13 protein-coding genes and 1 riboswitch are annotated in these 16,297 nt (G+C 42.6%); of the genes, 5 read left to right on the top strand and 8 right to left on the bottom strand.

Annotation, left to right across the window (positions count from 1 at the left end):
* Positions 1-35 precede the first annotated feature (35 nt).
* From acpS to ACFP56_RS19575, 5 genes are all read right to left on the bottom strand, one after another.
* On the bottom strand, positions 36-431 hold the full coding sequence (gene acpS / locus ACFP56_RS19555; RefSeq protein ID WP_379237745.1) for a holo-ACP synthase: 396 nt from the start codon (positions 429-431) through the stop codon (positions 36-38).
* Complete coding sequence (locus ACFP56_RS19560) at positions 428-3,481, bottom strand: EAL domain-containing protein (protein ID WP_379237747.1); 3,054 nt, start codon at positions 3,479-3,481, stop codon at positions 428-430. Before ACFP56_RS19560 ends, acpS begins: the two co-directional genes overlap by 4 nt.
* Positions 3,482-3,662: 181 nt before the next feature.
* Entirely contained in the window at positions 3,663-4,502 is an 840-nt protein-coding gene (gene nadE / locus ACFP56_RS19565) for an ammonia-dependent NAD(+) synthetase (RefSeq protein WP_379237749.1), read from the bottom strand.
* Complete coding sequence (locus ACFP56_RS19570; RefSeq protein WP_379237752.1) at positions 4,477-4,911, bottom strand: BrxA/BrxB family bacilliredoxin; 435 nt, start codon at positions 4,909-4,911, stop codon at positions 4,477-4,479. The genes nadE and ACFP56_RS19570 overlap by 26 nt, the downstream gene beginning before the upstream one ends.
* Before the next feature lie 68 nt (positions 4,912-4,979).
* Positions 4,980-6,647 carry a two-component system sensor histidine kinase NtrB gene (locus ACFP56_RS19575; RefSeq protein WP_379237754.1) on the bottom strand — a complete coding sequence of 556 codons (1,668 nt, stop codon included), beginning with the start codon at positions 6,645-6,647 and terminating at the stop codon, positions 4,980-4,982.
* 236 nt (positions 6,648-6,883) lie between these two features.
* Here ACFP56_RS19575 and ACFP56_RS19580 point away from each other — a divergent pair, with 236 nt between their 5' ends.
* Positions 6,884-8,152: a BaiN/RdsA family NAD(P)/FAD-dependent oxidoreductase gene (locus ACFP56_RS19580; RefSeq protein WP_379237756.1), complete on the top strand. Its 1,269-nt coding sequence runs from the start codon at positions 6,884-6,886 to the stop codon at positions 8,150-8,152.
* A gap of 218 nt (positions 8,153-8,370) precedes the next feature.
* Here the strand turns inward: ACFP56_RS19580 and ACFP56_RS19585 are convergent, their stop codons facing one another.
* The 3 genes from ACFP56_RS19585 to xylA all read right to left on the bottom strand — a co-directional run bounded on the left by ACFP56_RS19585 (position 8,371) and on the right by xylA (position 11,861).
* Complete coding sequence (locus tag ACFP56_RS19585; protein ID WP_379237758.1) at positions 8,371-8,715, bottom strand: hypothetical protein; 345 nt, start codon at positions 8,713-8,715, stop codon at positions 8,371-8,373.
* Positions 8,716-8,807: 92 nt separating this feature from the next.
* Positions 8,808-10,304 (bottom strand): xylulokinase, encoded by a 1,497-nt coding sequence (xylB, locus tag ACFP56_RS19590; RefSeq protein ID WP_379237760.1) that lies wholly within the window; start codon positions 10,302-10,304, stop codon positions 8,808-8,810.
* 243 nt (positions 10,305-10,547) lie between these two features.
* Positions 10,548-11,861 (bottom strand): xylose isomerase, encoded by a 1,314-nt coding sequence (gene xylA / locus ACFP56_RS19595; RefSeq protein ID WP_379237762.1) that lies wholly within the window; start codon positions 11,859-11,861, stop codon positions 10,548-10,550.
* Between the two features lie 1,099 nt (positions 11,862-12,960).
* Between xylA and ACFP56_RS19600 the strand changes: the two genes are divergently transcribed.
* The 4 genes from ACFP56_RS19600 (at position 12,961) to ACFP56_RS19615 (ending at position 16,052) form a co-directional block, all read left to right on the top strand.
* Complete coding sequence (locus ACFP56_RS19600; protein ID WP_379237764.1) at positions 12,961-13,767, top strand: DUF2935 domain-containing protein; 807 nt, start codon at positions 12,961-12,963, stop codon at positions 13,765-13,767.
* A 255-nt stretch (positions 13,768-14,022) separates the two neighbouring features.
* On the top strand, positions 14,023-15,186 hold the full coding sequence (locus ACFP56_RS19605; RefSeq protein WP_379237766.1) for an ROK family protein: 1,164 nt from the start codon (positions 14,023-14,025) through the stop codon (positions 15,184-15,186).
* 37 nt (positions 15,187-15,223) lie between these two features.
* Positions 15,224-15,323: riboswitch (guanidine-I (ykkC/yxkD leader) on the top strand.
* A 68-nt stretch (positions 15,324-15,391) separates the two neighbouring features.
* Positions 15,392-15,736, top strand: a complete 345-nt coding sequence (locus ACFP56_RS19610) for a DMT family transporter (RefSeq protein ID WP_379237768.1) — start codon at positions 15,392-15,394, stop codon at positions 15,734-15,736.
* A gap of 1 nt (position 15,737) precedes the next feature.
* A complete protein-coding gene (locus ACFP56_RS19615) occupies positions 15,738-16,052 on the top strand; it encodes a DMT family transporter (RefSeq protein WP_379237770.1) in 315 nt (104 codons plus the stop codon).
* Positions 16,053-16,297 lie beyond the last annotated feature (245 nt).

The following is a 16,297-nucleotide window of genomic DNA, read 5'->3' on the forward strand; positions in this document are numbered from 1 at the left end:
AGAGGAGCTTATTTTTCATGGTTCTTGATTCTATATCAGCATTGCTCTACCACAGCAAACGCCGATGCATGATCGCGCTCATGCGTGATCGACAGATGTATCTTAATGTTTCTATCCGCAAGCTCCAATCGGCGCATAGCTGTCTCGCTAACTCTGCATTGCGGCTTGCCTGAGGGCAGCTTCTCAATTTGCATGTCATGAAATCCAAGTACAGAGCCAATTCCACAGCCCAGCGCCTTGCTTATTGCTTCTTTGGCAGCGAATCTGCCCGCAACAAATTCTGCGCGGCGACCATTGCCAGCATACTGAGCGAGCTGATGGCGTTCACTTTCTGTTAGTATACGCTGCAGGAACCGATCCCCGGACTTTCCTTCCATAATTGCTGTAAAGCGTGCTATTGCGGTCAGATCATGACCAATTCCTATAATCATGTCGTCTTACCTTCCTTATGCTTCTTCGTCTCAATCAGATATCGCTGCTGCATCACCGTTCGATTAACAAGAAACCTCTCTATTTCAATTTCATTAATCGGCCTGCTAATGTAGTAGCCCTGGATAAACTGACAGCCTAATTCGTCCAGCAGTTCCAGCTGTGTACTGTCCTCTACCCCTTCAGCAACAATTTTCATATCCAAGCTTTTCGCGATATTAATAATCGCATTCACAATTTTGTAGCCTTTTTCATCCGTAACCATTTCTCGGACAAAGCTCTTATCAATTTTCAAGATTTCAATCGGAAAATTTTTAAGCACCGATAACGATGAATAGCTAATGCCAAAATCATCAATCGCAACTGAAATACCAAGCTTGCGAATTTCCTCAATGACATTCAGCACGGCATAGGACTGATCAATAATCGTTGATTCTGTAATTTCGAATGTCAAATTGGCTGGGTTCATGCCCGTCTCTTCAAGAATCGCCTTCACGTTTGATAAAAATTGAATCGATTTTAGCTGCAGCCCCGAAATATTGATTGAAATTTTGATGGGATCAAACCCTTCTCTAATCCATGCCATCCCTTGCTCACAAGCAGCCCGAATTACCCAGGCACCGATTGGAACAATCAGACCAGCAGCCTCAGCGATCGGAATAAACTGGTCTGGCGTCAAGATTGTACCGTTTTCAGTACGCAAGCGAAGCAGTACCTCTACCCCGTAAAAGCGTTTCGTTCGCGCATACACTTGAGGCTGGAATACGAGTACAAAGTTTTGATTAACGAGTGCATCACGCAGCACCTTTTCCATTTTGCGCTTATCCTGCTGGAAATGAACCATATGCTGATCGAATTTCGCATAATTGTTTTTCCCGTTGTGCTTCACTTGAAATAGCGCTATATTTGCTTTTTTCAGCAGCTCGTCATAATCCTTGCCGTCATTAGGAAACAGGCTAATTCCCATACTGACTGACAAATTAAGATCGCGGTTAACTAGATTCATGCGGTGTGCAATTCGCTCTGACAGCTTTGCAGCGAATTGATCGACCTCATTTACTTGCTCATACTTATATAAAATAACGAATTCATCGCCGCCAAACCGAGAAACGTGATCACCAGGCTTACTAATATGGACAAGCTCCTCTGAAATCTGTTCGATCACATCATCGCCGATATGATGCCCATACAAATCATTGATGAGCTTGAAATTGTCAATATCGAGCACACATAACGCAAACTTATTTTCTCCGTCTTGGATGACGGATTTGATTTCCTCGTACAAATGTCTACGATTGACAACACTATTGAGCATGCTCATGCCATCATTCTTCATCCGCGGTTTGGAGATATCTCGAATAGAACCAATTAGCTTCTGAATATTGCCCATATTATCGCGCGTGCTTTCTGCACTAATATTAGCCAAATAATAATTACCCTTCGTATCTTGAATACGCAGCTCCGTATAGAACGGTTTATTATCTCTATAGTGCTCATAAAAATGCTTGCGCAGCAAAGGCATATCATCCTGATGTACAAATACTTCAAGCCCAAGCAATGGGCTATTTTTTACTTGGAATCTTCTTTTCCGATTCAGCCATACCTTCTTTTTTGCAAAATCAATTTCGAAAAGAATATCTTCTGTTAGTCGACTATACACCTCGTGACGTGCCTTGAGTCCCTGATATCGCTCATTTAGCCTTGCGGACTCGTCCAATAAGTCAATACGATCAAATGTGTTGGAGATAATATCGAAAAGATGAACAACTCTCATATAGTCTGTTGATCGGACAATCGTCTTTTCGAAGGAGGTTCCAAAGGAAATCAGACTCCAATTATTTTGAGTTAAGCGATAAGGAATGACATATACAACTTCATTATCCTCAGAAATAGACTGGGATGAAAAAATAGGCGGGTTATTATACAGCGCTTCATAGCGCAATTCATCCAGGTTTGAAAATTTGTCGTTTTCGCTTGCAAAGTGATAATAGTCATGTATTTTAAGTTTTGGCTCTTTGTTCGCATTATAGCCCTGTTGACGCATAATTGCGCCCCAGTTAAAATAATTTTTTAGCAGCGCAGATAAATCCTTAATATTTTTGAATTGATAACTTAATATGTAACGATTAAACTCGTAATTCACGTTATTTTCGGTTCGCAGCGCATTGATATAATTCGCGTATTCACCGATTTCGGCTTGCTCCTGCAGGAGCTCGTGTTCATTGGCCGCACAGCCGCATGACCTGCGTGCAATCATGTGACAAGGGAGCATGTCAACCTCGAATGGCTGTTCATCGTCCTCAATCAGAGCAAGAAGCTTCTCTAGCGCTCTCAGTATAAGCGCCTTAATATTTTGCTCTACACTTGTAATCGGGACAACTGCGTGCCGTGCCGTCGAAGAATTGTCAAAACCGATTAGCGCAAAATGCTCTGGTACGCGATACCCCTTCTCTAGCAGCTTTTCGATAATGCCGAATCCGCATAAATCGGTACTAACCACTGCTGCCGAAATCGGAAAGCGATCAGCGATCAGTTGATCAGCTGCCTGCTTGCCGCCAAAAACTGTATTATCTCGCAATTCATAAATGTAATCGGTTTTTATATCAAGACCCAGCTCATTCATTGCCATCATGTAACCACGAAACCGATGCTTCATATCGTACATCGTCTTGCTTCCGATATATCCAATTTTTCGATGACCGTGCTTGTAAAGATGCAGGACCGCTTCATAGGCAGCTGTTTGATTATCGGCTACTACCATGCCGCCCTTCATTTTTAGCCTGCGAACATCCTTTGCAATCGTAATGACCGGCTTCTGATATCGCTCTTCAAGCTGCTTAAGAAAGTGGTCCTCCACCGCATCGGTAACGACGATCCAGCCGTCTATTCGATTCATTGCAATCGGTACATCGTAATACTTTCCGCCCGTACGAATAATAATGAGGTTTACATTTAACTGATCTGCTACTTTATGTATATTTTGTATAACATCAGCATAGTAATTTCCGCCTAGAAAAGGAGTTAAGACGCCTAAAGTCCATTGACGATTCATACAAGTCCCTCCTCTTTCCCCTCATAAATATTCTCATTTTAAGAAATTATAGCATACAACTTTCTGCTATAATACATGGAACAAAAAAAAGTACAGTAATATTGTAAGCGCTATAACCGAGTCTGGATAGGTATCATCATAAAATAGCAAAAACCTATCGCAAAGCGATAGGTTTTTGGAACTAGATTCCTGGAATAGGAGATCGTTTATGTTCAGTTTTTAAGTATTGCTGCTCGAGCTTTTCGCGTACATCATCAGGTATTGACTTGCCTTCCAGATAGTCGCTGTTGTGCTCATACGTAATACCAAGCTCATTTTCGTCGGTTTGCCCTTCCCATAAGCCTGCCGTAGGAGCTTTCGTCAATACGGCTTCAGGAACCCCAAGCTCTGCGCCAATTTGCTTCACTTGACGCTTGTTTAATGAGCTTAACGGGGTAACATCTACCGCGCCGTCGCCCCACTTGGTATAGAAGCCTGTAATTGCCTCAGAAGCGTGATCCGTTCCAACTACAATCAGGTTAAGCTCGAACGCCAATGCATACTGGACAACCATACGAGTACGTGCCTTTACATTCCCTTTGCCGCCGCGACTAATATGCTGGTGTCTGCCAATTCCTTTTAACGCATGCTCTACCTCAAGCGAGATTTCATCAACGGCTTCTTCGATATTGGTTTCAACACGGTGCACGAGGTTAAAGGCATCTGCAACAGCATAGCTGTGCGCAATGTCCGCTTGTGTGCCATATGGCTGAAACACACCTAATGTCATATATTCCTTGCCTGTTTCTTGCGTTAGCTCATCGGTTGCAAGCTTGCATAGGCCAGTAGCTACTGCACTGTCTACGCCTCCACTAATCGCGATAAGCAACCCATTTGTTTTCGAATCGAGCACATACTGCTTTAAGAAATCGACGCGCTTACGAATTTCCTCTGCAGGGTTAATGCTGGGCTTTACACCCAGACGCTCGATAATTTGCTGCTGAAGCGTGCTCATGTTATTTGCAGAATTTGTCAAACGCATTGGTTAGATCAGCTGCAATTTCTTGTGCAGAACGATTTTCAATGCTATGACGTTCAATAAAGTAAACAAGCTCGCCGTCCTTCATTAGCGCAATGGAAGGTGAAGAAGGCGGATACGGAGCAAAATATTCGCGCGCCTTAGCCGTTGCTTCTTTATCTTGACCTGCAAAAACCGTATATAAGTGATCTGGTATTACTTCATTTTGCAATGCTTGTGCTACGCCTGGACGACATTGTCCCGCTGCACAGCCGCACACAGAGTTAATGACAACCAGTGCTGTACCTTTCGCATCTGGAAGAGTCGCTTCCACTTCCTCAGGCGTACGCAGCTCTTTGATACCGATGCTTGTAAGCTCGTCGCGCATTGGTTGAATCATATCCATCATATATCTCTCAAATGACATTGACATTCATAACACTCCTTTATTTGTTTATCGTAATCATTATACCTTTCCTCTTTAAAGCTGCGCAACACCATCTATGAGCTTAATAGCTGCTGCTCTAACGGAAACACAATCTCAAATATTGTCCCCCGATTATCATTATTCAAAACATGAATCTTGCCATGATGACGCTGTACAATATTCGCGCAAAGCGGAAGGCCTAGCCCTGTCCCTGTGCTTTTGGAGGAATAAAACGGCTCGAATATTTTTTGCTTGAGTTCATCAGGGATGCCGCTGCCTGTATCAGTGATCGAAAGCACAATATGTTGATGTACTATAGAAGTTCTAATGCATAACTCTCCGCCCTGCTTCATTGCTTCCATGCCATTTCTTGATATGTTAAGCAGCAGCTGCTTAATCTCAGCCTCATTGATCTGAAAATGCGGGAGATCATCATTAAGCTCCACAACAAGCGACTGTCCACGCAAATTCGCATCTGCCTGCAAAAGCGGGACAAGCTCGCGAACGACCTCATTCAAGCTGAATGACAGCTTTTGTTCGCGCTTGTTTTGGGCAAGCGTTAAAAAGTCGCTAATAATTTTGTTCGTCCGATCAAGCTCAGCGATAATAATGTTGAAATATTCTCGATTGGCATGCTCACTGCGCTCCTGCAGCAGCTGAATATACCCTCTTACAACTGACATTGGATTGCGAATTTCATGTGTTATACTTGCAGCCATTTCGCCAACAAGACTGAGACGATCCATTCGGTCCAGTTCCCTGCGCAGCGCTTGCAGCTCTGTAACATCCTGAACGAAAAGAGCAACGGCATAGAGTTCATCCGGTTCAGTCGTTGAGAAAATCGGTATGGCAGAATACATCAAATCCTGCTCTTCACTTTGGACTGAAGTATGCAGCGGTCTATTAGATTCAAAGACCCGTTGGATCAAATTGGATACGATCGGGTAACTCCCCTCGGACAACAGTTCGCTCAATACTTGGTGATTGGCCGCTCCAATCCCCACTTGATTGAGCTTGCTGTAATTTTGGAGCGCCTGCTGATTGGCATATGTAATTTGCTCATGGCGGTTTACATTCAAAACAGCGAACGGTGCGTACTGAATAACCTGTACCCATGTTTTCAGCTCATCATGGGACAATTTCATATTTTCATATTGTTTTTTATAGCGAAGCGCCTGCTCAAGCTTCAGGTTCGCGCTATAGGAGAGTAGAATCGCTGCTACAAATAAAGCAGGCTTAATCATGATTTCCCATGGTCCAAACGCGTTTAGAAATGTCGAAACATCAGCTGGAAATTGAAGTGAGTATAACATTAACAGCATAATTGCAATAAGGATGGTGTAAACAACAAAGCTGACTTTTCTCCAGCTCTCAAACATATGAAAGCGAGTGCGACTTAATAAAAACACGATGGCAAGAATGATAAGATAGGTTGAATATTGCAGGTAGTTTTCAACGGTTGTAAAAAACATTAATTCATACGCCAGCAGGACAACAGGGATAAGAATCCCCCATATTTTCCCTGCATAAAGTACCGCGTATGAGAAGGGGAGTATTGCCAGCATATACTGAAGGTGAGTTTGATCCTCAATCATTTGCGTGAGTACAAATACACTGGCTAGAGAAAGAAGTCCGAGTATTATTTTTCGCTGCAGTGATCTTCCTGAAGTTATAGGGTAAAAATATAGATAAACGGCTGGAAGGATCGCCAAGAGCAAATTAAGCACGAATTTGTAATACACAGAAAGCCCCCTCAGCAAATGTTTGCATCTAATTTTACATTTCCATCAATGAAAATGAACAGATTCATGGCTGCTAAATCTATATACGTTACAAAATACAATGCTTGATATGTATTTCATTCTTTTTTATGCTAATATCTAGTATGCACAATTTCAAGTTACTTTGGTCTGTTCCCCATCAAATAACTTGCAAATATGACGGAAATACCTACCATCTAATGTCAGAGAGGAATACAATGAACTACGATATTATCATTATTGGAGCAGGCTCAGCCGGCTTAATGGCCGCTGTAGCTGCAGGTCAATCTAACGCTAGTGTACTACTTATTGATAAAGGTGACAAGCTGGGGCGCAAGCTCGGCATTTCTGGCGGTGGACGCTGCAATGTTACTAATGCAAAAGAGATTGATGAGTTAATCAAGAATATCCCTGGCAATGGCAGATTTCTTTACAGTTCATTAGCCACATTTAGCAACAGGGATATTATGACATTTTTTGAATCGCTCGGCATCGCCTTGAAGGAAGAAGATAACGGTCGTATGTTTCCTGTCTCCAATAAAGCGAAGTCTGTTGTCGATGCTTTAGTAGGGAAAGTAAAAGCGCTTGGTGTTCACATTAAAGTGAACAGTCCTGTTGAGAAGGTATTGTACAAGCAAGGCAAAGTATCAGGGGTAAAATTAATGAACGGTGATGTGCTCGGCTGTAAAAAGGTTATTGTCGCCGTTGGCGGAAAGTCCGTTCCGCACACCGGTTCTACAGGAGACGGCTACCCTTGGGCAGAGGAAGCAGGTCACACGATTGTCGAGCTGTTTCCGACTGAGGTTCCGCTTATTTCAAGGGAGCATTTTATAGCAGACAAGGAGCTTCAAGGCTTATCGCTGCGTGATGTGGAGCTTACAGTATGGAGCTTAAAAAACAAAAAGCTGATTACACACCGCGGTGATATGATCTTTACTCATTTTGGCATATCAGGCCCGATTGTGCTTCGCTGCAGTCAATTCGTGGTGAAGGAGCTGAAAAAGAGCACAGGCACGCCAATTACACTCACTGCTGATTTGAAGCCCGATCTGACGCAACAGGAAGTATACGATGAAACCTATTTATTGTGTCAGCAGGAGTCTAAAAAACAGGTGCGCAATGTGCTGAAAGGCTTTGTCCCCGAACGAATCATACCTATTCTGATGCGCAAGGCGGCTTTGCCTGAGGATTTAACTTTTGATCACATACCAAAGGATAAATGGCAGGAGCTGGCCCGACATATTAAAGCCTTCCCGATCCGGATTCATGCGTCCCAATCCATTGAGGAAGCATTCGTTACGGGCGGCGGGGTCAACTTGAAGGAAATTAATCCGAGCACATTAGAGTCGAAGCTGATGAGTGGATTGTATTTCTGCGGTGAAATTCTTGATATTCATGGCTATACAGGTGGATACAATATTACTGCGGCATTTTCAACCGGTTATAATGCGGGGAGAGATGCGGCCGAAAGCTTAATGTACGACTAACTTCTTGATCCATAAAGCCCTTCCGTATAAAAGCATAAAGACCTCCTGCAGGATGCAGTCAAGCTGAAGAAAGCAAATCCTCCTGTTTGTTCGGACTTAGCTTCTCTTACAGCTTTTCTTGCAGCGATGCGCAGGAGGTCTTTTGTTAGCTCGAACGTTGGGCGTTCGTTCGGATGATCAATTGATTGTACGTATTCGTTTAGCCAACTGGGTATATGCTATTCTCTGGCTAAAAAGGAAGAAACATCTCCGATGCCTGGAATATCCTCATTTTCATCTACCAAGTCCTCATTTACAAGATGTGCGGGAATTGATATCGCATCCAGTCCATATGCCGTTGACGCTATCATATCCTCTTCAATCTCTGATTGCTCGACAAGAGTGCCGCCATGTGCTTGCACGATCTCCAAAGCCGATGTCAAATCCTCTCCGACAACATGAATATGTAGACGAGTCGGATGATGCAGCATAGGATCATATCCTAGTTCTTGCAGCAAGGAAAAAGCTTGGTCCGCACTCGTAGAGTCTTCGAAATCAAATAATATTGCCATTGGCATATTCATAAAAACAGCTCCTTATTGGACAAAAAGTGGTTTGACGCTTCTGTCAATTCCAGCTTAGTATGTCAACAATAAGGAGCTTTATATTCATCCAATTAGCCGCGGAATGGAACTAATTGATCATTTAATGTTTTTGTTTGAGCATAAACCTGCTGATAAACACGGAATAATGACTCATATGCAGCAACGGCTTCCGGATTAGGCTCGTAGCTATCTGCATGCTTCACGAATTGATCTGCACAAGCCTCCAGACTTTCAAACCATCCGCAGCCATATGCAGCCAGCATCGCTGCACCAAGCCCAGGTCCTTGTTCATTTTCAAGCGATACAACGGTCGCATTGAAAATGTCAGCTTGCATTTGCAGCCAAACTGGGTTTTGAGCACCGCCGCCAATTGAAACAACTTTATCAACCGTTTTACCTGCTTGACGGAACATATCCACAGACTCATTCAAGCTGAACGTAATGCCTTCCATTACGGCACGTGCAAAATGGATACGCTCGTGCGTCCCATCTACTCCAATAAAGCTTGCACGTATATTAGGATCAGCATGTGGTGTACGCTCGCCTACCAGGTATGGTGTGAACAACAAACCGTTGGAGCCAGGCTTTACATTCTCGATGCCTGCAAGCATTTCGTTGAACGATTCATTAGGCGCAAAGGTTTTCTTGAACCAGCTAAGTGAATAACCAGCAGCCAGTGTAACCCCCATTGCATAGAAGGAATTTTCCTTGCCATGGTTGAAGAAATGCACCTTGCCGCCGAAGTCTTTAGACTTATCATTTTCATAAGAAAGAATAACACCAGATGTACCGATACTGCTTAGCGTTAAGCCCTCAGACAGAATGCCTGCGCCGATTGCGCCGCACGCATTGTCAGCACCACCAGCAAATACTTTTGTATTAGCAGAAAGTCCTGTTTTTGCTGCCACTTCAGGAAGCAGTGTGCCAACCAAACCATGAGATTCTACAAGCGGCGGGCAGAAGCTTTCTGGCAGATCAAATGCTGCCAGTACTTCCTTACTCCATACCTTGTTCGCTACATCAAGCATTAGTGTGCCTGCTGCATCGGAATAATCCATATGAAGCTCGCCAGTCAAGCGATACCGAACATAATCTTTAGGAAGCAGGAAAATGGATGCTTGATCGAACAATTCCTTCTCATACTGACGAACCCACAAAATTTTTGGAAGCGTAAATCCTTCAAGCGCTGGATTGCGCGTTACGCTAAGCAACGTATCGCCAAGCACCTTTTCGATTTCCCGACATTGCTCTGTCGTTCTTGTATCGTTCCATAGAATTGCTGGGCGAACAACCTCACCTTGGCTATTCAATAGAACTAGGCCGTGCATTTGGCCTGAGAAGCTGATTCCTTCAATTGCTGACGCATCAATTCCAGCTGCCGAAGCAACCTCGTTCATTGCCGCAATCGTAGCGGTTACCCAGTCCTCTGGCTTTTGCTCGCTCCAGCTTGGACGATCATGATATAGGGGATAATCGCGCGATGCTTCAGCAGCAATTTTCCCGTTACGATCCATTAGCAAAGTCTTAACAGCACTTGTACCAAGATCGACTCCGATTACATAGCTCATATTTTTACCTCCAGCGTGTAGTACTGTAATTAGATGCTACTTATAACTTCCTAATACATGATTTTAGCGTTTAGTTATACTGCAATGTCTGAGCACTAAACGCGCTTCTTAAGCTTTCACGCGGCGTTTAGCTATCTCGTACCTGTACAACTAGCAAAATTGTATTTATCCGTTAGTCCAAATACAGCTCGTCACAAGGACGAGCTGTATCAGTTGAATATGAATGTTTATATGGTCAGCCGATTAAACGCTGAAAATAACTTCGCTTAGACGTAGACGCAAGTTTTCAATGCGACCAGATTTGTTGCGAGGAACTGGATTAGTTAGTGCATAAGCTTCTAGGTCTTTTAAAGTTGCTTTACCAGCAACAACGTCTGCACCTAGACCTTCGTTGAATGTCGCATATTTATCTTCGATTACGCTATCGAATACTTTCTCTTCGATAAGTTTTGCAGCAGCTTTCAAGCCCCATGCATAGCTATCCATACCAGCGATATGAGCTAGTGCAAGATCATCCATTTCGAAGGAAGAACGACGAACTTTTGCGTCAAAGTTAACGCCACCACGGCCAAGACCACCAGCTTTAAGAACTTCGTACATTGTAAGTGTTGTAGCGTATAGGTCAGTTGGGAATTCATCAGTATCCCAGCCAAGAAGCATGTTGCCTTGGTTAGCATCAAGAGAACCAAGCATGCCGTTGATTGCAGCTACACGGATTTCATGCTCAAATGTATGACCAGCAAGAGTAGCATGGTTAGCTTCAAGGTTTAGCTTGAATTTGTCAGCTAGGCCGTATTTTTGTAGGAATGAAATTGTTGTTGCAGCATCGAAATCATATTGATGGCTAGTTGGCTCTTTTGGCTTAGGCTCGATTAGGAATTGAGCGTCAAAGCCAATTTCGTTAGCATAGTCAATTGCCATTTGGTAGAAACGAGCTAGATTGTCTTGCTCAAGCTTCATGTCAGTGTTGATTAGAGACTCATAACCTTCACGGCCGCCCCAGAATACATAGTTTTGTGCACCAAGCTCTTTACCGATCTCAAGACCTTTTTTAACTTGAGCTGCTGCGTATGCATAAGAATCGATGTTAGCTGCAGTAGCTGCACCATGTACATAGCGAGGGTTTGTAAAGTTGTTAGCCGTGTTCCAAAGAAGCTTTTTGCCAGTAGATTTTTGATAATCTTTCAACATAGCAACGATTACATCAAGGTTTTTGAAAGATTCTTGTAGCGTTGCACCTTCTGGAGCGATATCTACATCATGGAAGCAGTAGAATGGAATATTAAGCTTTTCCATAAATTCGAAGTTTGCCTCAACGCGAGCTTTTGAACGGTCAAGACCGTCGAATTTGTCCCAAGAACGAACCATTGTGCCAGCACCGAACGGGTCAGTACCATTTGCGTTAAATGTATGCCAGTAAGCAACTGCAAAACGCAGATGCTCTTCCATCGTTTTGCCGAATACAACTTCAGATGGGTTGTAGTGTTTGAATGAGAACGGGTTTTTAGAAGATTTGCCTTCAAATTGAACTTTATCGAAATCAGTGAAATAAGTCATGTAGGTGACTCCTCCTTAAATGAATTAGAATATAATTTTTACTTATTAATTAATGTGAACTGGAAAACCAATTCTGCTTGCGCTTTGAAATCGCTTTATCCTTCGTTCTGATATTAGAATAACACACAACAACTTAGTTTGTCTATTAAACAAACTAATGTTTTCTAATATTTTTTTACCTGATCTCTCATCCAAGCTTTTACTGCTGCACTGTCTGGAGAACATTTGTAAGGCAAGCCATATTTTTTGTTCTCCTATATATTTCTTTCCGTAGCGGTGCTAAAGCATATATGACCAACTGAACTGACTTATTAGATCGAAAGCTTTCTAACCTAATGTTTACCCGTAAGGGTATGCTCCTCACAACATTTGAATAATTGGATTTACATTTAGACCGTTGTCTAGAGCAAGCTAAAAGAGAATTCATATAATAAAGTATCTTGAGTGGAGGAGGTAATACTATGGGAAATCGTCGCCATCATAGAAGAAAAGTAGTATTTGTAAGACCTGGGGAAAGAGTCCTAATTGTTGGTGTAAGACGTCGTCGTCGTCGTAACCGTGAAGAAATTGTTTAATTTTATCTCCCAAAACAAGAACATTGGGACCTAATGAAATTCACTATTACTTCTTTATTAGGAGGGACAATACTGTCCCTCCTCCTTCTTTCAAGCTAGATATCCTAGGTTTCACCGTGTTTTCCATTTCATACATCCCCTCAGCCCATTTTCATTTAGACAATATTAAAAGACTCTTCAGTTCTTCTATTACATAGTAGAAAATGATTATGTTCTCCCGGCTTATGAAGATCACGAAACAAAACAATTAACGGGTGCCACTTTAGAGCAATTAATTCGTACCATTAGATCATATAGAGATAATAAATTTTGCCATCTGCCATGTTTCATTTGGTCAAGATGGCTTTTTCCTTCAGGAAATCCTATAGCACGAGCTGACCGTTTTCCACTTTACTATTAGTACGTAGTCTTTTACCGCCATCCAATAAATATTTCTCAACATTTGTAAATTAATATGGAATATTACAAGTTCTGCAACTCATACTGTATTCTTGATGATTGAGGATATAAAGGAGATGTTGCCAATGTTAGATCAGGCATTTGTTGTACGTTCACTAGAGGAGGTAAGGTTTTGGTCGCGAATCATGAAAGAGCATTCCCTGTTTCTTAAATTAGGTTTCCGTTGTGAGGATACTCAATTAATTAACGAAGCAAATCATTTTTATGTCACCTTCGAAGCAATCGAAAATAAAGCAAATGCATTTACTACTGGCACAGATCCTAACGTCATAAAAAGGTTTAATGAAGAGGTGCACACTGCTACTTCTTATATTTGGGCATTCAAGAGAAAAGTTCTCGGTTTAATTCTGACGTGTCAGCTCCCAGGAGCAAACAACTTCCCATTGTTAGTTGATCATGTGAGCAGAGAAGCTAATTATTTTAGAAATCGGTTAGCTGAGTTAAATACAGGTCAACTAGAGCCACTAGCTGATGCTATTATTGATGAAAACGTCTTCTTCCTGAGAATTATGGCTGATCATGCTAAATTCATTAGCCACTTACTTGACCCTTCCGAGCGACAGTTAGTTGAACAGGCTAATAACTTTAGTCAAGAATTTGATACATTGCTGTATCAAGCAAGGGACTTAGAATCTATGCGTCCTCAGTCTCAAACTGTACCGTTACTTGACCAATTTTTAGATCAGAATAGAGTGTCTGTTAAATCCCTTCGCGATTTCAAGAAAACAGCCAAGGATCTTATTGACGCTTGCCGAATAAAAAGCATTATCCATCCACTGCTGGCAGACCATGTATTTCGGGAAGCAGAGCATTTCCTTGTTATCATAGACATGTTTGAAAGAAGCTTAACAGATCATCAAAAATCGTCTTAACCATCCAACCTGATAAAGATATAGCATAACAAGCCTGTTCATTTCACAAGATGAGTTATTGTGCAGACCTGCCTTGTTTTATTAAACTGTTAACCGCCACTTCGTCCTAATGGCGGTTTTTCTATTTCTAAAATAGTTAAGACAATTTCTATGTCTACTCCCACTGCTTACTACAAAACTTAATTTATTAGTTAAACAAAGTCGAATTTATGCTATAATGTGTTCATTATCTAATACGTGGACGGAGGAAAATCATTGAAAGCTAAATCAACAGGAGATCTTGCTTTAGTAAAAAAAATGAATTCCTATATCGTGCTAAACAGTATACGAAAGCATTCCCCTGTTTCTCGTGCACAAATTTCTGAGCTAACAGGATTAAATAAAGCGACTGTTTCCAGCCTGGTTAATGAACTGATCGAGAGCAGTCTTGTTCTTGAGATTGGTCCAGGAGCATCAAGCGGAGGGCGAAAGCCTGTACTACTGCTCTTTAATGAAAAAGCGGGCTATGCGGTTGGCATCGATTTGGGTGTAAATTATATTCGAGGCGTACTTGTAGATTTGAACGGCAATATCGTTAGTGAACGCTATGAACGGTTAAAGCAGCAGCGGCGTGAGCTTGCTTTTGATGCATTAACCGCCAATATTGACGCACTGATTGCAGAAGCTCCTGAAAGCACATACGGGATTGTTGGCATTGGCGCAGGAGCTCCAGGCATTGTAGACCAAGAAGGGAATATCTTGTTCGCACCAAACATGAAATGGCGAGAGGTTCCACTTCGAACCATGCTGCATGACCGTTATCAGTTGCCTATCATTATTGATAATGAAGCAAATGCAGGCGCTCAAGGCGAGCAAAAGTATGGGGCTGGCAAAGGAATTCGAAATCTCGTTTACCTAAGTGTCGGTTACGGAATTGGATCAGGCATGATACTCGACAAGGAGCTTTATAAAGGGACCTCCGGATTTTCTGGGGAACTGGGTCATTTGTCCATCGATTTTAATGGGAAGGAATGCAGCTGTGGAAACCTTGGCTGCTGGGAGCTTTATGCATCTGAAAAAGCATTGCTGGAAGAAGCGTCGAAGCTGGGCTTCGAGGGGCTAGATGAACTGCTCAGTGCAGCTCAAGAAGGCAACGCTGATGTACTTAAGCTGTTTGATACGATTGGCAGATTCCTGGGAGTCGGAATTGCCAATATTATTAATACATTAAATCCTGATTGTGTCATGATCGGAAACCGGATGAGTCGAGCCGAGGAATGGATAATGCCTGCCCTGCAGCAAACGGTGCAGCAACGGGCGCTGTCTTTCCATAGTGAACAGCTGCAAATATTGTACGCCGAGTTGAAAGAGCATTCTGCTGTAAGGGGCGCAGCCTACTATGCAATTGATCGCTTCTTCGAGCAGTTTAAGGCAATATAAAAGCGTTGACAATGTTTTAATTTCATCTATAATGTAATGAAAAGCTTTCTAGGGTTCCGCATCCATTGGTCAGGTCCGAGAGAAAGCGGCTGCTAATTATTTTCGCAGCTTCACGGAGGGATAAAAGCCCGGGAGAATGCTACAGTTGTAGCGCATTCTCTCGGGCTTTTTTGCGTCTGAATTTTAGATTAGGAGTTGTTGCAAAATGAAAAACACGTGGTTAATGGTCATTGTTGCTGCCGTATTTGAGGTCGGTTGGGTCATTGGAATCAAGCATTCCGAATCTGTTTTGCAATGGTTCGGTACGATCATAGCGATCTTTATTAGCTTTGCCCTAATGATTCAAGCAAGCAAAAAAATCTCTGTAGGGACAGTATATGCTGTCTTTGTTGGGCTTGGAACTGCTGGAACTGTCGTTGCTGAAATGATGTTATTTCAAGCTGATGTTAATCCGATGAAATTGTTGCTTATCGGTGTTTTACTGATTGGTGTTATTATGCTTAAGCTGCAAAACAAAGAACAAGCAGTAGAAATAAAAGGAGGAGAGTAACATGGACTGGATTAGCTTACTTGCGGCAGGCTTCATGGAAATGCTTGGCGTGCTCATGATGGGACGCTATGCAAAAACGAATGCAGTAAAGGACATGATCGGCATGGGTGTCTCCTTCGCCGCAAGCTTTGCCTTGCTTACCTTGGCAATGCAAACTATTCCAATGGGCACTGCATATGCCGTTTGGACAGGAATCGGCGCTTCAGGTGGTGCATTGCTAGGGATGTTTTTCTTCGGTGAAGAAAAAAGTCCAGGGCGTATTTTCGCAATAATGCTCGTGATAGGGGCAACTATTGGCCTTAAGCTTGTGGGATAGCTAATAGATATGCTTATTAAGTCAGCGCTTCAGTGTTCAGCATATTCATTAACCGTACATGCTGCATAGAAGCGCTATCCTACTCACTTCCAGCGCTGCACCCCTGCAAGATCGCTTGCTTTCCCAATAATCTCAATGTCTACTGTATGCTGCTTGATCACCCCGTTGGAATAGTGAACCTCAAACTCAATCGTATGCGTTCCACGAGCCAGGCTGCTAAATCGTTCCTCCCACATGCTGCCGCT

This window comes from Paenibacillus septentrionalis (genome assembly GCF_042659865.1).
Classification (GTDB): domain Bacteria; phylum Bacillota; class Bacilli; order Paenibacillales; family Paenibacillaceae; genus Pristimantibacillus; species Pristimantibacillus septentrionalis.